Source organism: Lysinibacillus phoenicis, from assembly GCF_047238325.1.
Taxonomy (GTDB): Bacteria; Bacillota; Bacilli; order Bacillales_A; family Planococcaceae; genus Lysinibacillus; species Lysinibacillus irui.
Genome location: NZ_JBDFMP010000002.1, coordinates 1,222,543 through 1,245,284, shown reverse-complemented (window position 1 = coordinate 1,245,284; position 22,742 = coordinate 1,222,543). Strand labels below are relative to the sequence as shown.

Sequence of the window (22,742 nt, the reverse complement as noted above, 5' to 3'; positions counted from 1 at the left end):
CGTATCATATATCATATAAAAGAGAGGGTCTGCTATACGTGATGTTTAGGTTGATTCAAGTTAAAAAGGCGATGCACATATCGGGCATCACCTTGTACAATTAATCTGCGAATTCATCATGGTATAAAGACTTTCCAAGCAAACGATAAATTCTAAGGGCTAATTGGATTTGCAGCAGTTCCTCATAGCTTTTTAAATCTGTTTTTAGAATCTCTTTAATCTTTTCGATACGATAAATTAATGTGTTACGATGAACAAACATTTCCTTAGCTGTTTCACTAATATTCATATGATTAATAAAATAGTTTTCTAATGTAACGAGGTAGCTTGTCCCATGTAAAAGATCATGCTCAAAGACAGCTCCTAAGCTTTCTAAGAAAAAGTCCTTTAATTGCACCTCATTCATATTTGAATCTAAAAAATGATAAATTGAGTGATCGGCAAAATGGGCTACAGCTCCACGTTCCTCAAACCGTTGCATTAGTCGAAGTGCTTCATGAGCTTCTGCAAAGCTTTTATGAACAAAGCGAATATGTTTATATTCTTTGCCAATACCTACCAAAAAGGAAGTTTGGCTATTATGCTGTATTAATAATTGCAGAATAGTATCTGCGTATTGTTTTGTTTCATTAATCGTCCTGTCTTGCTTCGTATCCTGTTGTCCTATTAGTACGATGATTTGATTGTTTCGATAAAGACATGTAATTTCTCCATTGATGGTACTAGAGTGTTCGTAAATTAAAGTCACACATTTTTTTGCTATATTATCAGATTCGTATTTTCTTGAAATTAAATCAAGGTGTTCACTCAGGTTGTCATGACTGATCGAAATGACGATACAATAATATTTATAATTGATATTTAAGCCGTGTAGGTCACAGAGTGTTTGCAGCGTTTCACTGGATTTGATTTTACCCGTCAATAAATCATCAAAAAATTCCTGTTTAATTTTTAAACGCACACCCTCAATTTCCTTCTGTTTAATCCTTTCTAACGCAACAATCGTGGATGCTTGCTCCAAAACGATGAAATCAAACTCCGTCAAATCACGTACGGTTTGCCAAATTACAATATAGCCGTAAATGTAATTTGCAACTGCCACGGGTAGTATTCGGCATTTCACAGCCACATCTTCTAAATGATACATCCTTGTAATTGATTTTTGCATTTCGTTTAAATCTTTTGGAATTGTATCAATGAAATCCTTCGAAAACGTAGGCCGATTCTTCTTGAGGTTGATGCCATAGGCAAGTGGCACAGGATTCGAATCGAGATCTGTATAATGCAGTAAATTCCAGTCACTATCCAAAAAGATAATCGGGTTATTAATCGTTTCGGCTAACATGCAAGAGATGGATTCAATGCCTCCCCCTTCAAGTGCCACCTTAAACAACGTATTATGCATATCCAATGACTTCCTATTTAATAAATCATAGCCTCCTGAAGCCTTTTCATTGATGATCGAGATGACCTTGGACAAGGTGTAGTTATAAGGTAATTCTATTAAGGGCAAACCATATTGGTTGGCAATATCAATCATGTTTTGAGGCGTTTTTTGTAAATAGCGCCTCATTTTAATGACAAGGCCAGCACAATTTATTTTAGAAATTTCTTGGATAATTTTATTTTGTAATGCTTCATCGTCTTGAAATATATAACCAGTTGTTAATAATAATTCATTCGGTGTCAGCCAATCAAATGCATCGGGATTTTCAATAATGTTCACAAGTGCAATTTTATTATGAATCCCTTGTTCTCCGGCAACAATTTTAATTCCTTCGAGTGCCTTTGTTTCTAGAATATCTTTGATTGTTAGCAAATGATTTCACTCCTTTGCCATAATCTTATCACAAAACATTGTACACATTGCCTAAATCATCTACATTCTTTTTGGTTTTGCTAAACAATGATATATACGTTTTAAGAGAATAAAATAAAGCGTGTAAGACGGTAATGTGAAAAAAATAACATTGCTGCGGTTCATTTCCCTTTAGTTGAAATGAACAATAGGTCGGATTAATGGAGGTAAGAATGGTGGAAGATACAAATGTGGTGTCGGAATTTTTAGCTGCGGCTGAAACAGGGGATATTAACGCTTTGAAAGGTTATTTACAACAAGGTGTAGATATTAACTCTCGCAATAAGCGTAAACGTACGGCAATTTTAGTTGCTGCTATGAATGATCAATTAGAAACAGTAAAATTTCTAATTCAGGAAGGGGCAGATGTCGACCTTCAAGATCAAATTTGCTTAAATCCATTCTTATATGGATGTATTAACGGAAAGTTAGAGCTTGTGAAAATAATGCTTGAAGCAGACACAGATTTAGAACGTTTAACCCGCTTTGGTGGTGTAGGTGTTCACCCTGCAAGTGAGAAGGGATTTGTAGATGTGGTACGTGAACTTGTTACGACTACAGATATTAATGTCAACCATACGAATATTTGTGGTTGGACACCATTAATTGAAGCAATTCTTTTAAATGATGGTGGAGAGAAGCAACAGGAAATTGTTCGTTTATTAGTTGAACATGGTGCAGATACACAATTAGTAGATCAATATGGGGTGACACCGTTAGCGATGGCGAGAGAAAAAGGATTCACTGAAATTGAAAAGATTCTAATAGGAGCAGGGGCAAAATAGTAGTATTTCTAGGACATAAAGAGGTGTACATATGATACACGCAATATCTGGTGATGGCTATTTTCTTCAGCAAATAGGTGCATCGGGGTTTACGGGAACGGTTCATAGTGTTTTTACGCATGCATTGAATATTCAAAGCGAGGCTAATGGAGAAATTTTCACACTTGCTACGAAAGCAATGGATAATGCACCCAATACACTGATTATCGATCTCGATACTTTAGGCAACCTGCACATTCACCAACATGACAGAGTATCGGTTCAACATGACCAACTATTAATAGAAGATAAAGTACAAATAGCAATGCAGACCGCCACTCGTTGGCAATGTCAACTACCTATTTTCCCAACTGATCAAACCTGTTTAAAAACGAATGTAGTCACTGTAAAACAATTTATTAATTTACATGGCAAAAGTGGAGGAATGAAACGTAGTAATTCATCAATTAGTGAGTTTGAGGCTGAAACATCGAGGTTGCTTCAGCAACGTACAAGTTTACTCCGAGAGGAATTAATGAATCAGCGTTTTGATCATTTTCAGAGTTATGCAATTGATTTAGTAGGCTTGGGACCTGGGCTAACACCATCAGGTGATGATTTTTTAGTAGGCTTATTTGCCATCATTCACTTAGAAAATAGTCCTTGTAATATTTACAAGCGACTGTGTGAAAGCGCCATCAACATGATGAAGCCTTTGACCAATGCTATTAGCTATACAACATTGAAAAAGGCAGCAAATGGACAAGTAAGGGAATCCATCTGTTTACTCATTTATTCCATTTTATATGGAACGGAAGCGGATTCAATTCAGGCTCTTAGAAAGGTGCTTGCAATTGGCTCCTCATCGGGGACAGATATCGCCTTAGGGCTTATAAGTGGCTTAGAAGCCAATATAAAATTAGGAGGATAAAGATGAGTATTAAAGTCGTAATTAAGCGAAACACATATTTTGATTCAGTATCATTGATGTCACTATCAACAAAAGCGAATCAAATTGAAGGCGTTGAGCAAGCAATTATTGGTATGGGGACTGAAATGAACAAAGGAGTCATTCGCAACGTTGGTTTGATGACGTCAGAAGTAGAGGAAGCAACAGCTGGTGACTTAATGATTATTGTAAAAACTGCTAATGCGGAGCAAACGGAAAGCGCTTACTTAGCAGTAGAAGAATTGTTAACAAATAAAAACTCAGCACAAGCAAAAAGCGATATTAAATATGCAACGATTGATTCTGCCGTACAAGGTATCCCAGATGCAAACTTTGCCGTTATTTCGGTAAATGGTGCATTTGCTGTTCGTGAAGCTCGCAAAGCTCTTGAAAATAATCTGCATGTTATGTTATTCAGCGATAATGTGAGCGTAGAGGACGAAGTAGAATTAAAAACTTTAGCACATGAAAAAGGTTTATTAATGATGGGGCCAGACTGTGGAACAGCAATCATTGGGAATACAGGTCTTTGCTTTGCAAATGCTGTAAGAAAAGGCAGCATCGGTATTGTTGCAGCTTCAGGTACTGGTAGCCAAGAGGTAAGTGTGCGTATTCATGATTTCGGTGGTGGGATTACCCAACTTATCGGGACAGGTGGACGCGATTTAAGTAAAGAAGTAGGCGGTATTATGATGCTTGATGGTATCAAAGCTCTTGATGCTGATGAAGCAACAAAAGTAATTGTTCTTGTATCGAAGCCACCTGAAGCAAGTGTTGAGAAAAAGGTACTTGCGCAAATTAAAGAGTGCAGTAAACCTGTTGTTGTTTACTTTATTGGTGGTAATGAAGAGGCAGTTGTGGCTGCTGGTGGACAATTTGCAAAAACGTCTAAAGAAGCAGCATTAAAAGCTGTATTACTAGCAGGTATTGATGAAGCAAGCATTAACAAGCGTGCACTTAATCTTCCGTTAATTGAAGAGGTTCGCGCAAAATTATCACCAGAACAAAAATACATTCGTGGTTTATTCTGTGGCGGTACGTTATGTGATGAATCGATGTATCTGGCTATGGAGAAATTCTACAATGTTTATAGTAATATCCAAAAAAATCCGGACTTCTTATTAAAGGATATCAGTGTAAGTCAAGAGCATACATTCATTGACTTCGGTGATGATGACTTTACAAATGGTAAGCCACATCCAATGATCGATCCATCTTCTCGTATTGAGCGTTTCCTACAAGAAGCGAAAGATCCATCTGTTGGCGTTATCGTGATGGACTTCGTATTAGGCTTCGGCTCTCATGAAGATCCAGTGGGCGTTATGCTTCCTGCCATCATGGAAGCTAAGCAATTAGCTGAAAAAGAAGGTAGGCATCTAGAGATCATTGGGTATGTCCTTGGAACTGACTTAGATACACCAAACATAGATGAGCAAGTGAAAAAATTAGTCGATGCAGGTGTTACACATGCAAGCAGTAGTACAAATGCAGGATTACTTGCAAGAGAAATGGTTTTGAAAGGAGAAAATCATGAGTAAGATTAATGAACTTTTCACAAGTAAAATTAACGTTATTAACGTAGGTATTGAACTTTTTAAAGATGATATTTTAGCACAAAATGCAAGCGCAACACACCTAGAGTGGTCACCACCGGGTGGAGGTAAGCCAGAAATCATTGCAGCTCTTAACAAAATTGATAAAGCAGAACTAGCAGAGAAAATCGAAGCTGCAAACCGTCTTGCTGTTGAAAAAATTGTGAACTCCCAACCAGTGCTAATTGGTTTTGACCAAGCCATTAATGTAGTACCAGGGATGACGAAGAAAACAATTTTACACGCAGGCCCTCCTATTACTTGGGAAAAAATGAACGGACCAATGAAAGGTGCCGTAATGGGTGCTCTAATATTTGAAGGATTAGCAAAAGATCTAGAGGAAGCTGCAGCGGTTGCTGCATCGGGTGAAATCACGTTCTCACCATGTCACGAACATAACGCAGTTGGATCAATGGCTGGTGTAACTTCAGCTTCTATGTTTATGCACATCGTAGAAAATAAAGCTTATGGCAATATAGCCTATACAAACTTAAGTGAGCAAATGGCAAAAATCTTACGTATGGGTGCCAACGATGACAGCGTTGTCGAGCGATTAATTTGGATGCGCGATGTGTTAGGTCCAATTTTACGTGATGCGATGAAGCTGAATAAAGAAGGTATTGATCTTCGTTTAATGCTTGCACAAGCGCTTCATATGGGTGACGAGTGTCATAACCGTAACAATGCAGGCACGGCTTTATTAATTCAAGCATTAACACCTTTTATTTTAGAAACAGATTACCCTGTAGAACAAAAACGTGAAGTATTTGACTTTGTAGCAAGTAGTGATTACTTCTCAGGTCCTACATGGATGGCTTGCTGTAAATGTGCATTAGATGCTGCACACGGTATTGAATACAGTACTGTTGTCACTACGATGGCACGTAACGGTGTAGAATTTGGTGTTCGTATTAGTGGTATGGCAGGTAATACATGGTTTACAGGTCCTGCACAACAAGTAATCGGACCGATGTTTGCTGGGTATAAACCAGAAGATTCAGGTCTTGATATTGGAGATAGTGCTATAACGGAAACATACGGCATCGGTGGCTTTGCAATGGCTACTGCACCAGCAATTGTTGCTTTAGTAGGTGGAACAGTAGATGAAGCAATTGGATATTCACGTCAAATGAAAGAAATTACAACAACAGAGAACCAAAATATTACCATTCCATTATTAAACTTCATGGGAATTCCTACGGGTATTGATATTCGTAAAGTAATTCAAACTGGTATTCTTCCAATCATCAATACAGCAATCGCACATAAAGAGGCTGGTATTGGCATGATTGGTGCTGGTATTACTCATCCTCCAATGGAAGCTTTCGAAAAAGCATTAATCACAATTAGTGAGAAGTGGGCTTAAGCCCACTTCCTTATAAGTAGGAGGAGCTTATTATGGAACATACAAAAATTGAACAGTCCAATCAAGACTATAGAGCACTTGGCTATTCGGAAGATCTATTACCAAAAGGGCCTCAGGAAAGGGATTGGGGGATCTTTAACTACATCACAGTTTGGATGGGCGCAGTTCACAATATTATGTCTTATATGACGGTGGCAGGATTTTTCATCTTAGGATTATCTGTCAATCAAGTTTTCTTAGCCATCATGCTTTCGGCAGTGATTGTTTCTGCAGGTTACGCATTAAATGGATATTCTGCTTCTAAATATGGTATACCATTCGCTATATTACTAAGAGATTCATTTGGAGTGAAAGGTTCTATTATACCAGCATTATGTCGAGGATTGGTTGCTGGGGTTGTATTCTTTGGGACGACAACAGTTGTAGGTGCTCAATCCCTTAATGTGTTATTTTCAAGATTCATTCCGAATTATATGTCTATCGGTGGAGACTTCAATATTTTTGGCTTAGATGTTCCAACAATGATCTCCTATGGCATTTTGTGGTTAGTTACAGTGTTGCTATTTTTAGGTGGCATGGATATGTTAACTGTCTTTGGTAAATATTCATCACCGATTGTTTATATCTTCATCATTGGAGCAGCTATTTGGGCAATTAATATTGCTGGTGGAATTGGACCAATTTTAGAATATAAACCTTCTGCAACAATGGAAAGTCCATTAGTCTTTATTGCATGTGTCAGTGCGTTGGTTTCGAACTGGGCTGGTCCCGTGGTTAATATTGCAGACTATACGCATAGAGCAAAATCACCAAAAGCGATGATTTACGGTTTATCTATTGGTATGATCGGTTCTTATCTATTATTTGCTATCACTTGTATTAGCTTAATTGCAGGAACAGAGATTGCTTTCGGACAACCAATTTTTAATATCGTCGATGCAATTGATAAAATTCAAAATCCATTCTCTGTAGTGGTGTTAATTTTAGCATTAAATGTAGGGGCAACAGCTTTTGTAGTTTTTGGTAACTTACTACCATCTGGATTACAAATGACAACATTATTCCCTAAAGTATTTACAGTGAAATCTGCAGGTGTTTTAACAGCTGTTATTGGAACAATCATTTTACCTTGGAAACTAGTATCGAGTACAGAAACTTTATTCTTCTTTTATAGTTTCATAGGTTCTATGTTTGGTCCAATAGTGGGTATTATGTTGTCTAGCTTCTTTATCGAGCGTAAAAGACGTTTAAATTTATCAATGCTTTACGTAGAAGAGGGAAAAAACGGAGCCTATAAATCTGGCTATAATATCATCGCGTGTATCGTCCTTTTGATTAGCTTCCTGTTACCAATGTCTGGTGCCTTTCTTAAGGGTGTACCGTTCTTAGTGAAGCTAAATGACTTTGCATTCTTCAGCGGTCTAATCATGTCATTTATTTTATATACGGTGCTATATAAATTCAATCAGCAAAGTGTTCAAAATAGTGTAGAAAATAAAGTAGGGGTGTAGTTGTGAGTAAATTAGTAATTGTAGCAATCGGCGGTAATTCGTTAGTTAAAGATAGCGGAAGTGAATCTATTCAAAGTCAGCAAGAGGCAGTTGCACAAACGGTCGAACATATCGCGGATATGATTCAAGAGGGCTATAAAGTAGTTGTCACACACGGTAATGGACCACAAGTTGGTTTCACATTACAAAGAAGTGAAATTGCTAACGAGGTAGCTGGTATGCCACCAGTACCACTAGTAAACTGTGTGGCTGATACACAAGGTGGAATTGGCTATTTAATTCAACAAGCATTAATTAACGAACTATCTAAGCGTCAAATTGATAAAAAAGTAGTAAGTGTCATTACACAAGTTGAAATTAATGAACATGATCCAAACTTTATCAACCCTACAAAGCCGGTGGGCTCGTTCTTTACAAAAGAGCAAGCGGATGCAATGTTAATTGAACATCCTGATTGGAAAATGGTAGAGGATTCTGGTCGCGGCTATCGTCGTGTTGTGCCTTCACCAAAACCAATTGATATTGTAGAAAAGGATGCTATTAAATCATTAATTGATAATGATTATGTCGTGATTGCTGTAGGTGGCGGTGGCATTCCAGTCATTAAAAAAGAAAATAATGTCTATGAAGGCGTTGATGCAGTCATTGATAAAGACTTTGCGACAAGCTTATTAGCAGCACAAGTAAATGCAGATTCCTTAATTATTACAACTGGTGTTCCTCGTGTGTTTATTAATTTTGGTAAGCCAGAACAACAAGCACTTGAAGAAATTACAGTAGAAGAAACAAAGCAACATGTTCTAGATAATCAGTTCCCACCAGGAAGTATGCTTCCAAAAATTGAAGCGAGCCTAAGCTTCATAGAAAATGGTGGTCACCGAGTGATTATTACAAACCCTGAAAGTCTAAAAGAGGCAATTAATAATCAAGCTGGTACTCATATTATTAACTAGGAGGATTCACGGTATGGATTATATTCAATTAGCAGTTGAAAAAACAAAAGAAGGTATCGATCAAAATATTGGCGGACCTTTTGGTGCAACAATTGTACGAGGTGACGAAATCATTGCCGTTGTAGGGAATACAATGAATCGTGATACAGACCTTTCTGCACATGCAGAAATTGTGGCTATTCGTGAAGCTTCTAAAAAGTTAGGAACAATGGACTTATCTGATTGTGTTATTTATGCTACTTGTGAGCCATGTCCAATGTGTGTTTCAGCAATTATTTGGGCAGGTATTAAGGAAGTACATTATTGCAATACAGCAGAAGATGCTCACAAAAATGGCTTCTCTGATATGCATATACGCGACTATTTTTCAGGTAAAGATACAAGCGTGCTAAACATGCACAAAATCGAGACTAGAGAAGACTGTGACAACCTGTTCGTGCATTTTAATAAAAAATGGCAGAAGAAGTAAAATAATAACCCGTTAGCTAGCTTTGAGCATTCAAGCCTAACAAAATTAGGACTGCTCAAAGCTTTCCGTAGACATACATTAGAGGAGGGATCTCGTCAAGGAGAATCCCTTTTCTAATTTTAAACAAAAAGTTGTAAGATTCTTGGTACAATGAAATAAATAATCATGCTGTTAACTTGATTCAGCAATATTTTTTGTATGAAAAGCAAAGCATTGAGCAGCCATTGCGTTAAGGCGTAATTAGTAGGGCAACGAGCATTATTGGGTCAAATTTTCATCTTCGTAATTCATAAGAAGGAGCTGTTTACATGGTCTATAAAGAACGATATCAACAATTACTAGATAATATGAATCAATATAATTCAGGAGAGAAAGGGATTACGAGAGTTGCTTATACGAATGAAGAACAGGCTTGTTTACACGCTTTTATTCGTTTATGTAAAGATGAAAATCTTCAAATTCATATTGACCATTGTGGAAATCTTATTGCTCGAAGAGAAGGTAGTGTACCAGGACTACAGCCTGTTGTTATAGGGTCCCATTTAGACACTGTTTATCAAGGTGGTAAATATGATGGTGTTGTTGGCGTAACGGCTGGACTTGAGATTATAAAGCGATTAAATGAGCGTTCTATTGTGACAAAGCATCCGATTGAAATTATCGCCTTTGCTTGTGAGGAATCCTCCCGATTCGGTGTTTCAACAGTTGGAAGTAAAGCGATGGCGGGTCTGATAGAGAAAGAAAAGTACCGTCATTTAGTAGATCGAGATGGTATTTCCATGGAACAGGCATTTGCACATTGTGGACTTGATTTTAGTAGTATTGATCAAGCAACAAGAGTAGAAGAAGGATTCCATGCATTTTTTGAATTACATATTGAACAAGGACCATTGCTAATTAACTATGAAAAGAAAATTGGTATTGTAACAGGGGTTGCCGCACCAGTTCGTTTATTGATGAAATTAAATGGGAAAGCGTCCCATTCAGGCACGACACCGATGAATATGAGAAAAGATGCCCTTTTAGGTGCATCAGAATTGGCATTAGAATTGGAAAAAGCAGCGATAGCAGAGCAAGAGTTTGGAACAGTGGCAACGGTAGGAGTATTAGACGTTGTAGCAGGTTCCATGAACGTTGTCCCAGGGGAAGTAGAGCTGACAGTAGATATTCGATCATCTTCTGTAGAATCAAGAGAGCGAGTGCTTCAACATTTGTATACAACTATTACAAACGTGCAAGAAAGGAGACAGCTTTCCATTGAATACAATGTCATTAGTTCAGAGGAGCCTGTCCTACTTTCTCCAACTCTAATGAAAGAGCTCGAAACTATTTGTGTCGAAAAGGAACTCTCCTATCATTATATGCAAAGTGGAGCAGGACACGATTCCATGAATATGACGAGACTCGGACCAGTTGGCCTTATTTTTATTCCATCTCTAGATGGATTAAGTCACCATCCAGATGAGCATACAGATTTGGAGGATATATTATTAGGGATAGATGTCCTAGAAGAAGCTGTTTTAAGATCGGCTTCTGTCATCTAAAGTTGGGCTTTGTTTAGCAATTTTTGGAGGATTAAAGTAGTTTATAATCTAGTCAATAAAAAGACGACCTTTCCATACTAGAAAGTCGTCTTTTTTATGTGAACAGAATGGTTAATCGGTTTCTTCTGATTGCCAATTTTGATTTGAATGAGCATCATCGCAATGACCATAATAATCATACCAATAATGGCAGTTGTAAAATTGCCTGTGAAATCACGTATGAGACCGACAAAGAAAGGTCCAAGTGCAGCAAATACAAAGCCAACCGATTGTGTCATAGCGGCTAAGAAGCTAGCCTCCTGAATATCTTTGGCTTCATCAATTGGTAATGTTAGACCTAATGAAAATAGCCCACCTGCACCAAGACCAATTAAAATACTGCTTAGCCAAGGATTATAACTAAACAATAGCATCAATAGACCAATTAATTCTAAAGCTGAACAGCCGAGGAGCCATACAGCTCTATGCTGAAAGCGGTTATTTAAAATAGGTACTAAAAACGTTGCCGGCATTTGCGCGACTGTTAATAGTGTCAGCATCATACCAGCATCTCGTTTATTGTAGCCCATATTTTCGGCAATTGGTGGTAACCAAGCCATTATGGTATAAAACATGAAGGCCATTATGCCAAAGAAGCCTGTTAAAAGCCAAGCCTTTTGATTGGTTAACATGTGCTTCCTATAAATGTCTCGATCCAAAGTATTTTGGTTGGGAGTAGCAATCTCCTTATGCTCGATTGGCTTCCACCAAAAACATATAGCGATGAGAGCGAGAATAGCCCAAGAGGCAGTAGCAACTTGCCAGGAATGAAACATATTATTTAATGGAAGCGTAAGCCCAGAGCCTAATGCAGCTCCTACCACTAATGCTAACGAGTAGATACCAACTATACGAGAAGGATTTGAAAATTGCTCTTTAATATAGCCAGATAATAAAGGGCTAACAATTGCAATACCGATGCCGGATAAAAAGGCAGTTAGAAGCATCACCCAGCTAGAATAAGCAAAAAATCTGGCAGCTGTTGCTAGTCCAATAAGAATTAGGGAGTAGGCAATGGTCCGCTCTATGCTCCAACGATTGGCAAGTTTAATAGCAAAAGGGGCAAATAAGCCCATACACAGCACTGCCAAGGATGTTAGCAAACTAGCGGTAGCCGCACTCATGTCTAATGATTCGCGGATCGTTCCTAACAAAGGGGAGACAGAGGTGATGACCGGTCTTAAATTAAAAGAAGCTAAAATTATAGCGATAATCGGCACAATCGTACGTTTTATATTCATTCTCTTTCAACTCCGTTATATCAAATAAATAAATAGATTTCCCAATTGAAGTCTAAACTAATTTGAATGATTGAACAATACTATTATTACTATTACAATAATAGTTATAAACTATGATAGGATGTGGTCGTTGTGGAAATACGTCATCTTCATTATTTTATGGCGGTCTGTGAGGAGCTACATTTTACAAAAGCTGCTGAGAAACTTGGTATATCACAGCCAACATTAAGCCAGCAAATACGCATATTAGAAAATGAACTGGGTATGCCTTTGTTTGATCGGATAGGTAAAAAAATTGTTGTGACAGAGGCTGGTTCTCTTTTGTTTAGCTATGCTACAGAAATGCTTAATACATTACAAAATGTCAAAGATGCTATTAAAGATTTACAGGAGCTGCAAGGTGGGCAAATAAGTGTTGGAATTATGCCTTCAGATTTAGACTATCGGATTACACAGCTTGTTATTGATTTTCATGAAAAATTTCCAAAGGTAAAACTGAAGATACTAGCATCCATTGATATTATGCGGCAAGTTCTTGAAAATGAAGTGGACATTGGAATTGGAACGAATGTAGAGGCGGATGATCGTTTGGTCATGATTCCTTTATGTCGGGAGGAATATGTGTTAGTCGTTTCAAAAGAGCACGCATTGGCGAAGCAAACTGCAATCACAATTGCCGAATTAAAGGAGCTTCCGATGGTTATGTATCCAGAAGGTTTTCTTGGGAGAGAAGTGGTAGAAGATGCTGTAAAAACACATGGTTTTCAGCTGCATACTATTCTTGAAACAAGTTCTGTTACTTCCATTATGAATCTTGTTCGAGAAAATATTGGCGTGACAGTGCAACCTTATCCCTTGATACAACAAATGAATGATCCTAATCTATGTAGTATACGTATCTTGAATGGTGCCCCAAGCCGTAGCCTATCAATTATTTATCGAATAGATCGCTATGTCAGTCAAGCAACGACAGCTTTTATTGAACAACTCAAAGAATATTTTACGGGCTAAAGCACAAACGACTGTTAAAAAAAATTGTAGAAAAAAGTTCCTTTTTTTGAAGAGTTCACATATACTATTATAAACCGACAGTCAGTCTATATATGTAGGACAGGTGAAAGAAGTTTTTCATTTCTTCATCTTGTACCTACATTTTTTTACAGTCGTAAATGACCGACTGTCGGTCTAAAATGGTGAGAGGTGATTTTAATTGAACAGATCCGTTAAAGTAATAGGCTTTTCCCAAGATTTTTTAATGATGGTTGTTGGTCAGATTATTTCTATTTTAGGCTCAGCCCTCCTAAGATTTGCCCTATCACTTTTTGTCTTGGATTTAACGGGAAGGGCAGATCTTTTCGCTGTGCTCTTTGCTATTTCAAGCCTTCCTATTTTATTTACACCATTTGGTGGTGCTATAGCAGACCGTTTTAACCGACGCAATTTAATGGTTGTATATGATTTTATTAGTAGTTTTATTGTTCTAATTTTCTATTGTATGTTACTGACAGATAATTATTCTGTGTTAGGGATCGGCCTTGTCCTTGTGTTACTTTCCTTTATTAGTGCGATGTACGCACCTGCTGTCATGGCTAGTATTCCATTATTGGTTGAAGAACAGAAGCTTGAACAAGCCAATGGAATCATTAACGGGGTTCAAGCATTAGCTGGTGTGACTGCACCAGTACTAGGGGGCATCTTATATGGGGTGCTTGGTCTGAAAATTCTTGTCATCATGAGTGGATTATTTTTTTTCTTAACAGCTATTTTAGAAATGTTTATAACGATACCATTTGAGCAGCGTGATTATCATGGACAATTAGTACGTACATTGATCAGTGATATGAAAGGAGGGTTTAGCTATGTCATAAGGCAAAGATTTATTTTAAAATGCATATTACTAGCCGCTTTATTGAATTTATTTTTTACACCTCTATTCATTGTGGGTGTGCCAATAATCCTTCGTGTCACAATGGAAACTGGTCATACATTGTATGGAATTGGAATGGGCAGCATAGATTTGGCAACCATTTTAGGCGCATTAGCAATGGGCTATTTTGCCACAAAGCTTCGCATACACAGCCTATACATTTGGATGTTTGTGACAGCTTTATTCGTAATCCCTATGGCTATTGCTGTCTTGCCTCCGTCGCTACAAATGGGTCTTTATCCTTCATACATTCTATTTATAGGGTGTGCTGTTGTGATCGCGATGATCATGACGGTGATTTCCATCTACGTCATGACACTTGTCCAAAAGGAAACGCCAAATGAAAAAATGGGGAAGGTTATGGCCATTATGATGGCAGTATCACAATGTATGGCTCCTCTTGGGCAAATAGGATATGGCTTCCTATTTGAGGACTTTCGTAGCCATATTTATATACCAATCCTCATGATATGTGTGGTTGTCCTATTGTTAGCGTTCCTGACCAATAGATTATGGCGATTAGAGGCTAAACGATGAAAAAAACCACCATTAGTTTTATCAAGACCTAAATTGTAAAAGTCGTAAAATATAAATGGTGATACATATTAGTCATATATAATATGTATCACCATTTTCTTCTTGCTCAACAATCGCGCCTGATTATGGAACATCATAAGCACCTGTTTTGTAATACTAACGCAGTTTAATTTAAGTACAAACATTCACAATCTTTAAGATGTTATCATGTGTGATTGACTAATAGATACCAATACTATTTTCACTGTAAAAATTTCCGATAGTTAGATAAAAATCCATCTATTGTAACTGTTTATATAAATTCAGAATTGTTAAACTATTATTAAATACCAAGGATACACTTGAAACTTAATTCTTTCAGGAGGGATACAAATGGAGCAAAAGTTACATTTAATTCCGTATCAAGTGAATGAAGTGGTCGAAGTGGTCGAAATGGTGCCAAAAGGTATTGAACTTATTGCAGCACCAAAAATTTGGGAGCATTCTAAAGGGAAGGGAATCACTGTTGCGATATTGGACACAGGCTGCGACGTGACCCATCCTGATTTGGGTGGGCGTATTATCGGCGGACGGAATTTCACTCGTGATGATGATGGACAACCTGATGTATACACCGATTATAATGGCCATGGAACCCATGTGGCTGGCACAATTGCTGCAATCAGTAACGGCACAGGAGTAGTTGGTGTTGCACCTGAAGCAAGTTTATTGATTTTAAAAGTGCTTGATAAAAGTGGATCAGGGCAATACGACTGGATCATAAATGGTATTAACTATGCAGTTGAACAAAGGGTGGATATCATCTCCATGAGCCTCGGAGGTTCTGTCGATGTACCTGAGTTACACCAAGCTATTCAAAATGCAATCACTAATCAAATTCTAGTAGTTTGTGCTGCTGGTAATGAGGGAGATGGACAGAGTTCTTCAAATGAATTGGCCTATCCTGCCTGCTACAATGAAGTCATCAGCGTCGGATCCATTAACCTGCAACGCAGTTCTTCTGAATTTTCAAATTCGAATAATGAAATCGACATAGTAGCCCCTGGTGAAGAAATCCTTTCAACGTATTTAAACGGAACTTATGCAAAACTAAGCGGAACTTCGATGGCAACACCGCATATATCCGGTGCACTTGCACTCATAAAAGAGAGTGCCAACAGAAACTTTGAGCGAAATCTGACCGAGGCTGAGCTGTATGCACAATTAATAAAGAGAACGATTCCTTTAGGAAACTCGCCAAAACTCGAAGGCAACGGATTGCTGTACTTAACAACAGAGGAATACTTATCGGATGTGTTCAACCAAAAATTATCTGCACAGGCGTTGAAAATATAATGGAAAAACTAGATTTGTTATACAGTGAATGGGAAACGGCCAAGTCAGACTTTTTAAACTATAAGGAAAATCGACCCTATTATGATGAAAAGAAAGATAAGGAAGTCAGAAATCAATACTATCAGAGCATTTCATTCACGGATGCTAATCTTTTAGACAGCCTTCATACATTGCTTGAAAAAACACATACAGATCAGTTAAACTACAGCCCGCACCGTTATGTGTACCCTTGGGTTGATTTGCAGGAAAACGGTTCATTAAAAAGCCTTTATTCTGGAAATAGAATGGATCCACTTTCTGTCATAGATGAGGACGTTCGGCTCCATGAAATGCAGGCAAAAGGGTTAATCAGCATCTTTTCGGATGATTTATTAAACTGTGAACATGTAGTGCCTCAATCATGGTTCGATAAAAAAGAACCGATGAGAGGAGACTTGCATCATCTATTCGCCTGCGAAACGACCTGCAATAGCAGTCGCAGCAACTACCCTTACTACGATTTCCACGATTACGTCCCTGAAGGATTAATTTTAGGAATCAAAGATGGCTGCGGCAAAGCTGAAGGAAGTAAATTCGAACCAGAATACGGGAAAGGAATCGTTGCTAGAGCAACACTCTATTTCCTAATTCGGTATCCAAACACTATAAAAAAAGAACTAGAGAATGTCTCTTTATTGTTAAAATGGCATCAATCTTTCCCAGTATCTATCTATGAAAAGCATCGCAACTTAGCCATCCATGAACTTCAAGGCAATCGGAACCCATTTATTGATTTTCCAGAGATTGCAGAAAATTTCGTAACAAATTAAAAAACACTAATTCCCTTATAAAAGTACAAGGGAATTAGTGTTCGCTTTTTTATATTAAACGCAACTAATGGTATAATTGCTACATGTTAAATCCACTCTTCGTTCACAAGCATATTTTTTTGCCCTGACTTATAAATTGATAACAAGCCCCAAACCGTTGTTTGGGGACTTTTCTTTGTTTACCGTCTTTTTTATAAACATCTTGAGCCAAAATACCTCGAAAACCCTAATAAGAAGAATCCCTTTTGAAAAAAGATTGATGAAAACGGATGCTTCCTCTGTGAAGTATTGTTTAATTTTTATAAAAAAGTTTGAGCATTTTCTGTGATCTAATCTTCAACAATACCAATTCCTTTTCCTCTCTTAAAATGCAGGTATCGATTTAGTAGCCTTCTAAAATTTTGACAAAGATGATTTATGAAATTGATTCAGTTAATTTTAAACATAATAAAAAAGCACTCTCTCAAGAATGCTTTATAAGTCGGGGTATATTGTTGTATTGTTAAACTTTATATCTATCTCAAAATATTGCTGATACCTGTTGAAATAAACTTTCTTTAATCAGCTTGATTTTTAGGATGATTTTTACGATGAAGCTCAGTAAGATCTTTTATATAATATAATGAATAGTCATCTCTAATATCCACTTCAAAAAAGTAATCATTTTTAGTTTCTATATCTTTAACTTCTATTTCAAACAACCCCATTCCTCTTAGGTAATTGATTTCTTCAGATTTTAAATTTTCTCTACCAATGCCATAGTTAATTTCAATATAGTTTTCCACATAGTTGTATACGATAGCGTTTCGAGATTTAGAATTAAAATAACTGTAATTAACAAAAATAACTACTATACAAAATAATAGATTAAAGATAATTATTTTTTTTTTCATTTTCCTCTCCTTCCGCCATGATTAAGTATCAAGATTATATTTATTAATAATTACAATTTGTCAAACTCTAAGTATTAGGGCTTTTTCATGTTTTGTCTAAATACTTTAAATATTTCATAGCTGGCATTACTGGAAATCCCTTTTGATTAAGCAATATGTACCTCTTATTGTTGTTCTCAAAGATAACCTCTTGGACCTTAATAGCACTTAACCTCCAAAGTTATTAAATATTACTTGGTCTAAAGCCTTCACTAACTGTAGGCTACATACATTGCCGCCAAAAAAGTTTCATTATATACATATTAAACTATATTTTCAATATCTAAATAACAAATCTAATATGGATAAAAAGAGAATATACGCTCTTATATTGAACATAATATCCTCTTATTAGTTTAGTCTATTTAATTACTTGGTGGTTTTCCTTGGAAGGAACCTGTTAATTAAAATCTTCTTGTTCTACGACGCTGTAGCCTATTGCTATTAGACTGAGTTGAAAATGATGGCATGAGCAATGGAGGTCGCTGCTGTGCATTTTTTCCTACATGAACAGTAATAGATTCCTCTTCAATTATAGGATCTTCGCTCTTTTCCTCATGTAAGCGAGCTTCTGTAGTATTTAATAATGGTGCGGGAGACTCGTTATGATGGGTAGTACTTGTCGTGGTGTTAGTAGCATTTGTCGTACTAGTTGTATTTGCTGTAGCAGTCTTTTCTTGATGTTGGGTAGCGTGTTCAACTGCTGCATGTGGTTGTTGGACTGCGTGGACATCCTTCATGACAAGAATAGGACGCATCATATCGTGGTCCTCATGCTCAAGGAAGTGACAATGCCACATATAATGACCGATATGATCTTTCCAGTGCATAATAATTTTAGTGACCTTACCAGCATCTGCTTTCACGGTATCCTTCCAACCTTGCTCATAGTCTCGTGGTTCTTCAGGAGGCCCTGTGAATTCTACGATGCCTTCATTTTGATAGCGTTCAAGGTCAAAAGGTCTTCGTTCCAAAATTTTAAATTGGATAAGGTGTAAGTGAATAGGATGTATGAAAGGTGTAGCATTAATAAAGTTCCATATTTCCACACTATCCAAAGATGGTTTTTCTGTTGCTGGATCATGGTACATACGATCATTTAATAATAACATTGGTCGGCCATATTCATCGGTTGTAGCTGTCAGTGGCAATTGTCTTTCAATATGTGCATGGTGTGGATGAAGATCCATGGAAACAGCAAGTCTTTCTGGAATTTCACTTGTATCCTCACATTTTAAAGGAAGTGTAACTCTAAATAGCATAATGACATTTGTGTGTTCATCACTGAAATCAGTATCAGCATTCATTAAGGTGATTTCCTGTCCCTCACAGCTTGAAAAATCGATAATGATATCTGTACGCTCAGCGGGTAGAAGCTCAACATATTGAATGGTCTTGGGTGCGTTTAAAAATCCGCCGTCTGTACCAATTTGAACCATTGGCTGATCATTTGAAAGTCCGATGACATAGCCCCTACGATTGGAGCCATTGAGAAAGCGAAATCTATATTTACGGGGCTCCACTTCTAAATAGGGCCATAGTTTTCCGTTGACAACGATTGTATTGCCAACAAAGCCAGGGGTGATGGAGGGATGGACAGGAACAGGGAATGGTGGTTCATCTGGATAAAACAAGGAGCCATCCTCATTAAATGATTTATCTTGAATTAAAATCGGATATTCATAGTCTCCGCAAGGTAAATTAGAACGTTCCTCAAGTGCATCTCTTAATAAATAAAAGCCTGCTAAGCCTGCATATACATTTAGACGTGTTAAAGCCATTGCATGGTCATGGTACCACATAGTAGTACCTGGCTGGTGATTAGTATATTCATGTATTTCTTTAGTAAATTTTGGTCCAGTATGGCGGTAGTCTCTTGTGTACCACGCCTCTGGATGACCATCACTTTCCCAATCCACATTGGCTCCATGTAGGTGAGTGACGGTTCTTACCTCTTGTGAATCGTTGGCAGCGTGGAGCGTAAAGTCTACTGGCAGAAAGTGCTGTAAGGGTAGCTGGTTTTTATATTTCACATAGATGGTTTTATCTTTTGTAGCTTCAATGGTCGGCCCCGGATAAAGCCCATTGTAACCCCAAATTAAAGATTTTGGAAAATGCTTATGGAAACGGTGCTCGCCTTCCATCATGACCAATTCATAATAATCATTTTTTTGTTGCCCTCGACAATATTTAGGTTTAGCTACGACAGGTTTTGGAAGTTCATCTACAAATTTTGGAATAGTTGCTGGATCAGAGGGGTTTGTTTGCATACTCACAACATCACGTCCCTTTTCAATACTTTAAATTTGCTCATTATCTCATCATATGGGTGAAAACAATAGGTAACGAGGACAATAATGGAGAAAAATGTGTAAAAACATAAAAATTTTAGCTGCGGTGCATTTTCTTATTATTTAGGTGGAAGGTGAACCGATATAAGATTATATATTGTTATGCCTAGAGATTTTTGAAACGCAGGTAATAGTTGGTATGTTGCTGAAAAACATACCAAGCAAATAAATATGCCTTATAATTGAGAAAGTAGAAGTGAAATTGGATGATATAGGGGTTTGGAGAAGTGGTGAGACGGTGGAATTAACATTAGAAGAATTAAATAAAACGATCATGGAAATGCGCGCAAAGGGGTACTTAACAGAGGCATTAAAACTAGCAGATCAAGGTCTTTTAATAGCTTTAGAGAACAATAATTATACGTATATATTGGATTTATACTTTCAAAAAATATTAGTTCATCATTCATTAGGCGATACCTTAAGTATGGTTAGCCTTATACATGATTATGAGGCCATTTGTCAAAAATATGGTTCTAGTAAAGATTTAATGCATTACCATTTAGTGATGTCATTAATCTATGACTTGGTTGACATACGTGAAAAAACAGTGGAGATGACGAAAAAAGCCATTGTCTACGCACAGGAGTTACAGGACCCCATTATGCTTGTTCGTTGTCATAATAATTTATGCTATTTAGAGGTAGAGAAGGGCTGTACGACAGAGGCACTTCAAGCAGGGCTATTGGCGAGGGAGTATAATAGGTCGTTAACGGAATCAATGCCTGATTTAGCAAAATTGCACGATATACGGATTAATAATAATTTAGCAGATGTTTATATTTTAGAAGGGGATTTTAAAACGGGGAAGGCATTGCTTGACGATTCATTAACGTCTGACATTATTGATCACCATAAGCGTGAAAAAGTAGCGGCTTTGTTTGGCTATGGTTTTTTATATGAAAAGCAACAAAAGCTTGATGAAGCAGTATCCTATTACAAACAGGCTATAGAACTTGCCAAATCCTATGGAGATAAGCCGAATACAAAAAAAGTAATGCGATTATTATTAAACGTATTGTATCAATTGGATTGGCGAGATGAAATCTTTGAATTACAGCGTGAATACATTGATCTCACAGAGAAAATGAGTGTTGCTAATTTACTACAACAAGTAATGAATTTGGAATTTAAGCGGCAGAAGGAAAAGCTGGAGAAAAAAGCCCACTATGATCCTTTAACAGGCGTATTAAATCGTCATTTTTTAGATTTTGAGCTACAGGAGTGGTTAAATACAGCCAAACTTACGCAATGCTATGTGTGCATTACTGTGCTAGATATTGATTATTTTAAACTATTCAATGACATGCATGGTCATTTGTTTGGCGATATGATTTTACAGCTATTAGCAAATGGTTTAGAGGAGTTTTTACAGGACGAAGATGTGAAAATAATTCGTTACGGTGGAGATGAATTTATCATTTGTATGAGACATCAACAAAAGGATTATATTAAATCACTTGTCAAAAATACACATGCTTTTTTACTTACATTGAAGCTGGAGCAAGAACAAGAAAGCTACCCTGTAAAGGTAAGTATGGGTGCTTGTATCAACGATCAGAAAAATTATCATTACAAGGAGCTTTTTGAACAGGCAGATAGCTGTTTATACCAGGCGAAAGCTAATGGCCGTGCCAGCTGTGTTTTTTACGAGCTATCATAGGCATACTCATTCCTATTCATTGTTGAATAGGAATTTTTATGTTGTTGTAGTAGTTGCTTTTGCACCAAAAGTGAAACAGAAGAGAAAAAAGATGCTCTCTAATAAAGGAGATGTTCGGAACTTTGCAAATGGCACAAATTTTTAAAGAGGAGCTCTTTAAACAAGCCTGAAAAAATGTAGAATGAAATTTACTGCGCCAATCATTTGAAAACGTTGTTCTAGCAACGTACAATATATGAAATTAAGAAACACGACAGCACAAATTTGTTGTATAATGTTGTGGTATGCGGAAAGAAAGCAGGTTGACAAAATGGAAAGCAAAATGATTAGTTACGCAATTATAGACACACGCAAACATCGGCTATGTGTTATGCGAAATATGCTTGATGTGAAACATAGGGTGAATAGATGAAAAACTGGTTGATTTTCATTTCTGTTTTTATTGTTTCGTTGTCACTTGTCATTAGCATTTTAGTACTCTGGAAAGCCGAGGCTCCATTCCGTTCAATTGAAGAGCAGGCTGAACAGCTGGCACTTGATGCCAAAGCCCTCGCAATTGTATCGGAGTCCTACACATATAATGGCAAACATTCGTATGTTACTGTGTTCGGGGTAGACGAATACGGTGATAAAAAAGCTGTCTTTGTTCCGACGAATCTGGACGAGGATTCCATTCAGGAAGTGTTATTAGAAGATGGTATTACGGAAAAGCAAGCATTATCGGTTTTTAAAAATGAAGGAAATGTCCAAAAAGTCCTCCATATGAAATTAGGCTATGAGGAGCCTGGCGCTGTTTGGGAAATTACATATCTAAACGACCATGATCAGCTCAACTATGTCTATATTTTGTTTAAGGATGGCGACTGGTGGAAGCGCATTACGAATTTATAAGAGGAGTAGAT

At 37.2% G+C, this 22,742-nt stretch carries 18 protein-coding genes and 1 pseudogene; 14 read left to right on the top strand and 5 right to left on the bottom strand.

Annotation, left to right across the window (positions count from 1 at the left end):
* Positions 1-100: 100 nt before the first annotated feature.
* Positions 101-1,819 carry a PucR family transcriptional regulator gene (locus ABC382_RS07750; RefSeq protein WP_274796440.1) on the bottom strand — a complete coding sequence of 573 codons (1,719 nt, stop codon included), beginning with the start codon at positions 1,817-1,819 and terminating at the stop codon, positions 101-103.
* 215 nt (positions 1,820-2,034) lie between these two features.
* On the opposite strand from ABC382_RS07750, the gene ABC382_RS07745 reads away from it, so the two are divergent.
* From ABC382_RS07745 to ABC382_RS07710, 8 genes are all read left to right on the top strand, one after another.
* Positions 2,035-2,643, top strand: a complete 609-nt coding sequence (locus ABC382_RS07745) for an ankyrin repeat domain-containing protein (protein WP_412927255.1) — start codon at positions 2,035-2,037, stop codon at positions 2,641-2,643.
* Between the two features lie 31 nt (positions 2,644-2,674).
* Entirely contained in the window at positions 2,675-3,553 is an 879-nt protein-coding gene (locus ABC382_RS07740) for an oxamate carbamoyltransferase subunit AllH family protein (RefSeq protein ID WP_412926691.1), read from the top strand.
* A 2-nt stretch (positions 3,554-3,555) separates the two neighbouring features.
* Positions 3,556-5,109, top strand: a complete 1,554-nt coding sequence (gene fdrA, locus ABC382_RS07735) for an acyl-CoA synthetase FdrA (protein ID WP_274796443.1) — start codon at positions 3,556-3,558, stop codon at positions 5,107-5,109.
* Positions 5,102-6,529, top strand: a complete 1,428-nt coding sequence (locus ABC382_RS07730) for a YlbE family protein (RefSeq protein WP_312505545.1) — start codon at positions 5,102-5,104, stop codon at positions 6,527-6,529. Before fdrA ends, ABC382_RS07730 begins: the two co-directional genes overlap by 8 nt.
* A gap of 32 nt (positions 6,530-6,561) precedes the next feature.
* Positions 6,562-8,040, top strand: coding sequence for a cytosine permease (locus tag ABC382_RS07725; RefSeq protein ID WP_341385872.1), 1,479 nt, complete (start codon positions 6,562-6,564; stop codon positions 8,038-8,040).
* 2 nt (positions 8,041-8,042) lie between these two features.
* Complete coding sequence (gene arcC, locus ABC382_RS07720) at positions 8,043-8,993, top strand: carbamate kinase (RefSeq protein WP_341385873.1); 951 nt, start codon at positions 8,043-8,045, stop codon at positions 8,991-8,993.
* Positions 8,994-9,006: 13 nt separating this feature from the next.
* Complete coding sequence (locus ABC382_RS07715) at positions 9,007-9,462, top strand: nucleoside deaminase (protein WP_341385874.1); 456 nt, start codon at positions 9,007-9,009, stop codon at positions 9,460-9,462.
* A 308-nt stretch (positions 9,463-9,770) separates the two neighbouring features.
* Positions 9,771-11,006 carry a Zn-dependent hydrolase gene (locus ABC382_RS07710; RefSeq protein WP_274796448.1) on the top strand — a complete coding sequence of 412 codons (1,236 nt, stop codon included), beginning with the start codon at positions 9,771-9,773 and terminating at the stop codon, positions 11,004-11,006.
* A 77-nt stretch (positions 11,007-11,083) separates the two neighbouring features.
* Here the strand turns inward: ABC382_RS07710 and ABC382_RS07705 are convergent, their stop codons facing one another.
* Complete coding sequence (locus tag ABC382_RS07705) at positions 11,084-12,286, bottom strand: MFS transporter (protein ID WP_341385875.1); 1,203 nt, start codon at positions 12,284-12,286, stop codon at positions 11,084-11,086.
* Positions 12,287-12,418: 132 nt separating this feature from the next.
* Between ABC382_RS07705 and ABC382_RS07700 the strand changes: the two genes are divergently transcribed.
* The 4 genes from ABC382_RS07700 (at position 12,419) to ABC382_RS07685 (ending at position 16,894) form a co-directional block, all read left to right on the top strand.
* Positions 12,419-13,297, top strand: a complete 879-nt coding sequence (locus ABC382_RS07700; protein ID WP_274796450.1) for a LysR family transcriptional regulator — start codon at positions 12,419-12,421, stop codon at positions 13,295-13,297.
* A 244-nt stretch (positions 13,298-13,541) separates the two neighbouring features.
* The gene (locus ABC382_RS07695) at positions 13,542-14,750 is read left to right on the top strand and encodes an MFS transporter (RefSeq protein ID WP_341386915.1); all 1,209 of its coding nucleotides are present in this window, start codon (positions 13,542-13,544) and stop codon (positions 14,748-14,750) included.
* A gap of 372 nt (positions 14,751-15,122) precedes the next feature.
* Positions 15,123-16,085 (top strand): S8 family peptidase, encoded by a 963-nt coding sequence (locus tag ABC382_RS07690; protein ID WP_274796451.1) that lies wholly within the window; start codon positions 15,123-15,125, stop codon positions 16,083-16,085.
* Positions 16,085-16,894, top strand: coding sequence for an endonuclease I family protein (locus tag ABC382_RS07685; protein WP_274796452.1), 810 nt, complete (start codon positions 16,085-16,087; stop codon positions 16,892-16,894). Before ABC382_RS07690 ends, ABC382_RS07685 begins: the two co-directional genes overlap by 1 nt.
* A 557-nt stretch (positions 16,895-17,451) precedes the next feature.
* Here ABC382_RS07685 and ABC382_RS07680 read toward each other — a convergent pair.
* The 3 genes and pseudogenes from ABC382_RS07680 to ABC382_RS07670 all read right to left on the bottom strand — a co-directional run bounded on the left by ABC382_RS07680 (position 17,452) and on the right by ABC382_RS07670 (position 20,096).
* Complete coding sequence (locus ABC382_RS07680; RefSeq protein ID WP_312505534.1) at positions 17,452-17,787, bottom strand: histidine kinase; 336 nt, start codon at positions 17,785-17,787, stop codon at positions 17,452-17,454.
* Positions 17,788-17,875: 88 nt separating this feature from the next.
* A pseudogene (locus ABC382_RS07675) lies at positions 17,876-17,989 on the bottom strand (tyrosine-type recombinase/integrase); the annotation flags it as partial.
* Positions 17,990-18,230: 241 nt separating this feature from the next.
* The gene (locus tag ABC382_RS07670; RefSeq protein WP_412927254.1) at positions 18,231-20,096 is read right to left on the bottom strand and encodes a multicopper oxidase family protein; all 1,866 of its coding nucleotides are present in this window, start codon (positions 20,094-20,096) and stop codon (positions 18,231-18,233) included.
* 319 nt (positions 20,097-20,415) lie between these two features.
* On the opposite strand from ABC382_RS07670, the gene ABC382_RS07665 reads away from it, so the two are divergent.
* Together ABC382_RS07665 and ABC382_RS07660 are read left to right on the top strand one after the other, a co-directional pair.
* The gene (locus ABC382_RS07665; protein WP_341385877.1) at positions 20,416-21,840 is read left to right on the top strand and encodes a tetratricopeptide repeat-containing diguanylate cyclase; all 1,425 of its coding nucleotides are present in this window, start codon (positions 20,416-20,418) and stop codon (positions 21,838-21,840) included.
* A 408-nt stretch (positions 21,841-22,248) separates the two neighbouring features.
* Positions 22,249-22,731 carry a cell wall elongation regulator TseB-like domain-containing protein gene (locus ABC382_RS07660; protein WP_016994292.1) on the top strand — a complete coding sequence of 161 codons (483 nt, stop codon included), beginning with the start codon at positions 22,249-22,251 and terminating at the stop codon, positions 22,729-22,731.
* Positions 22,732-22,742: the final 11 nt, after the last annotated feature.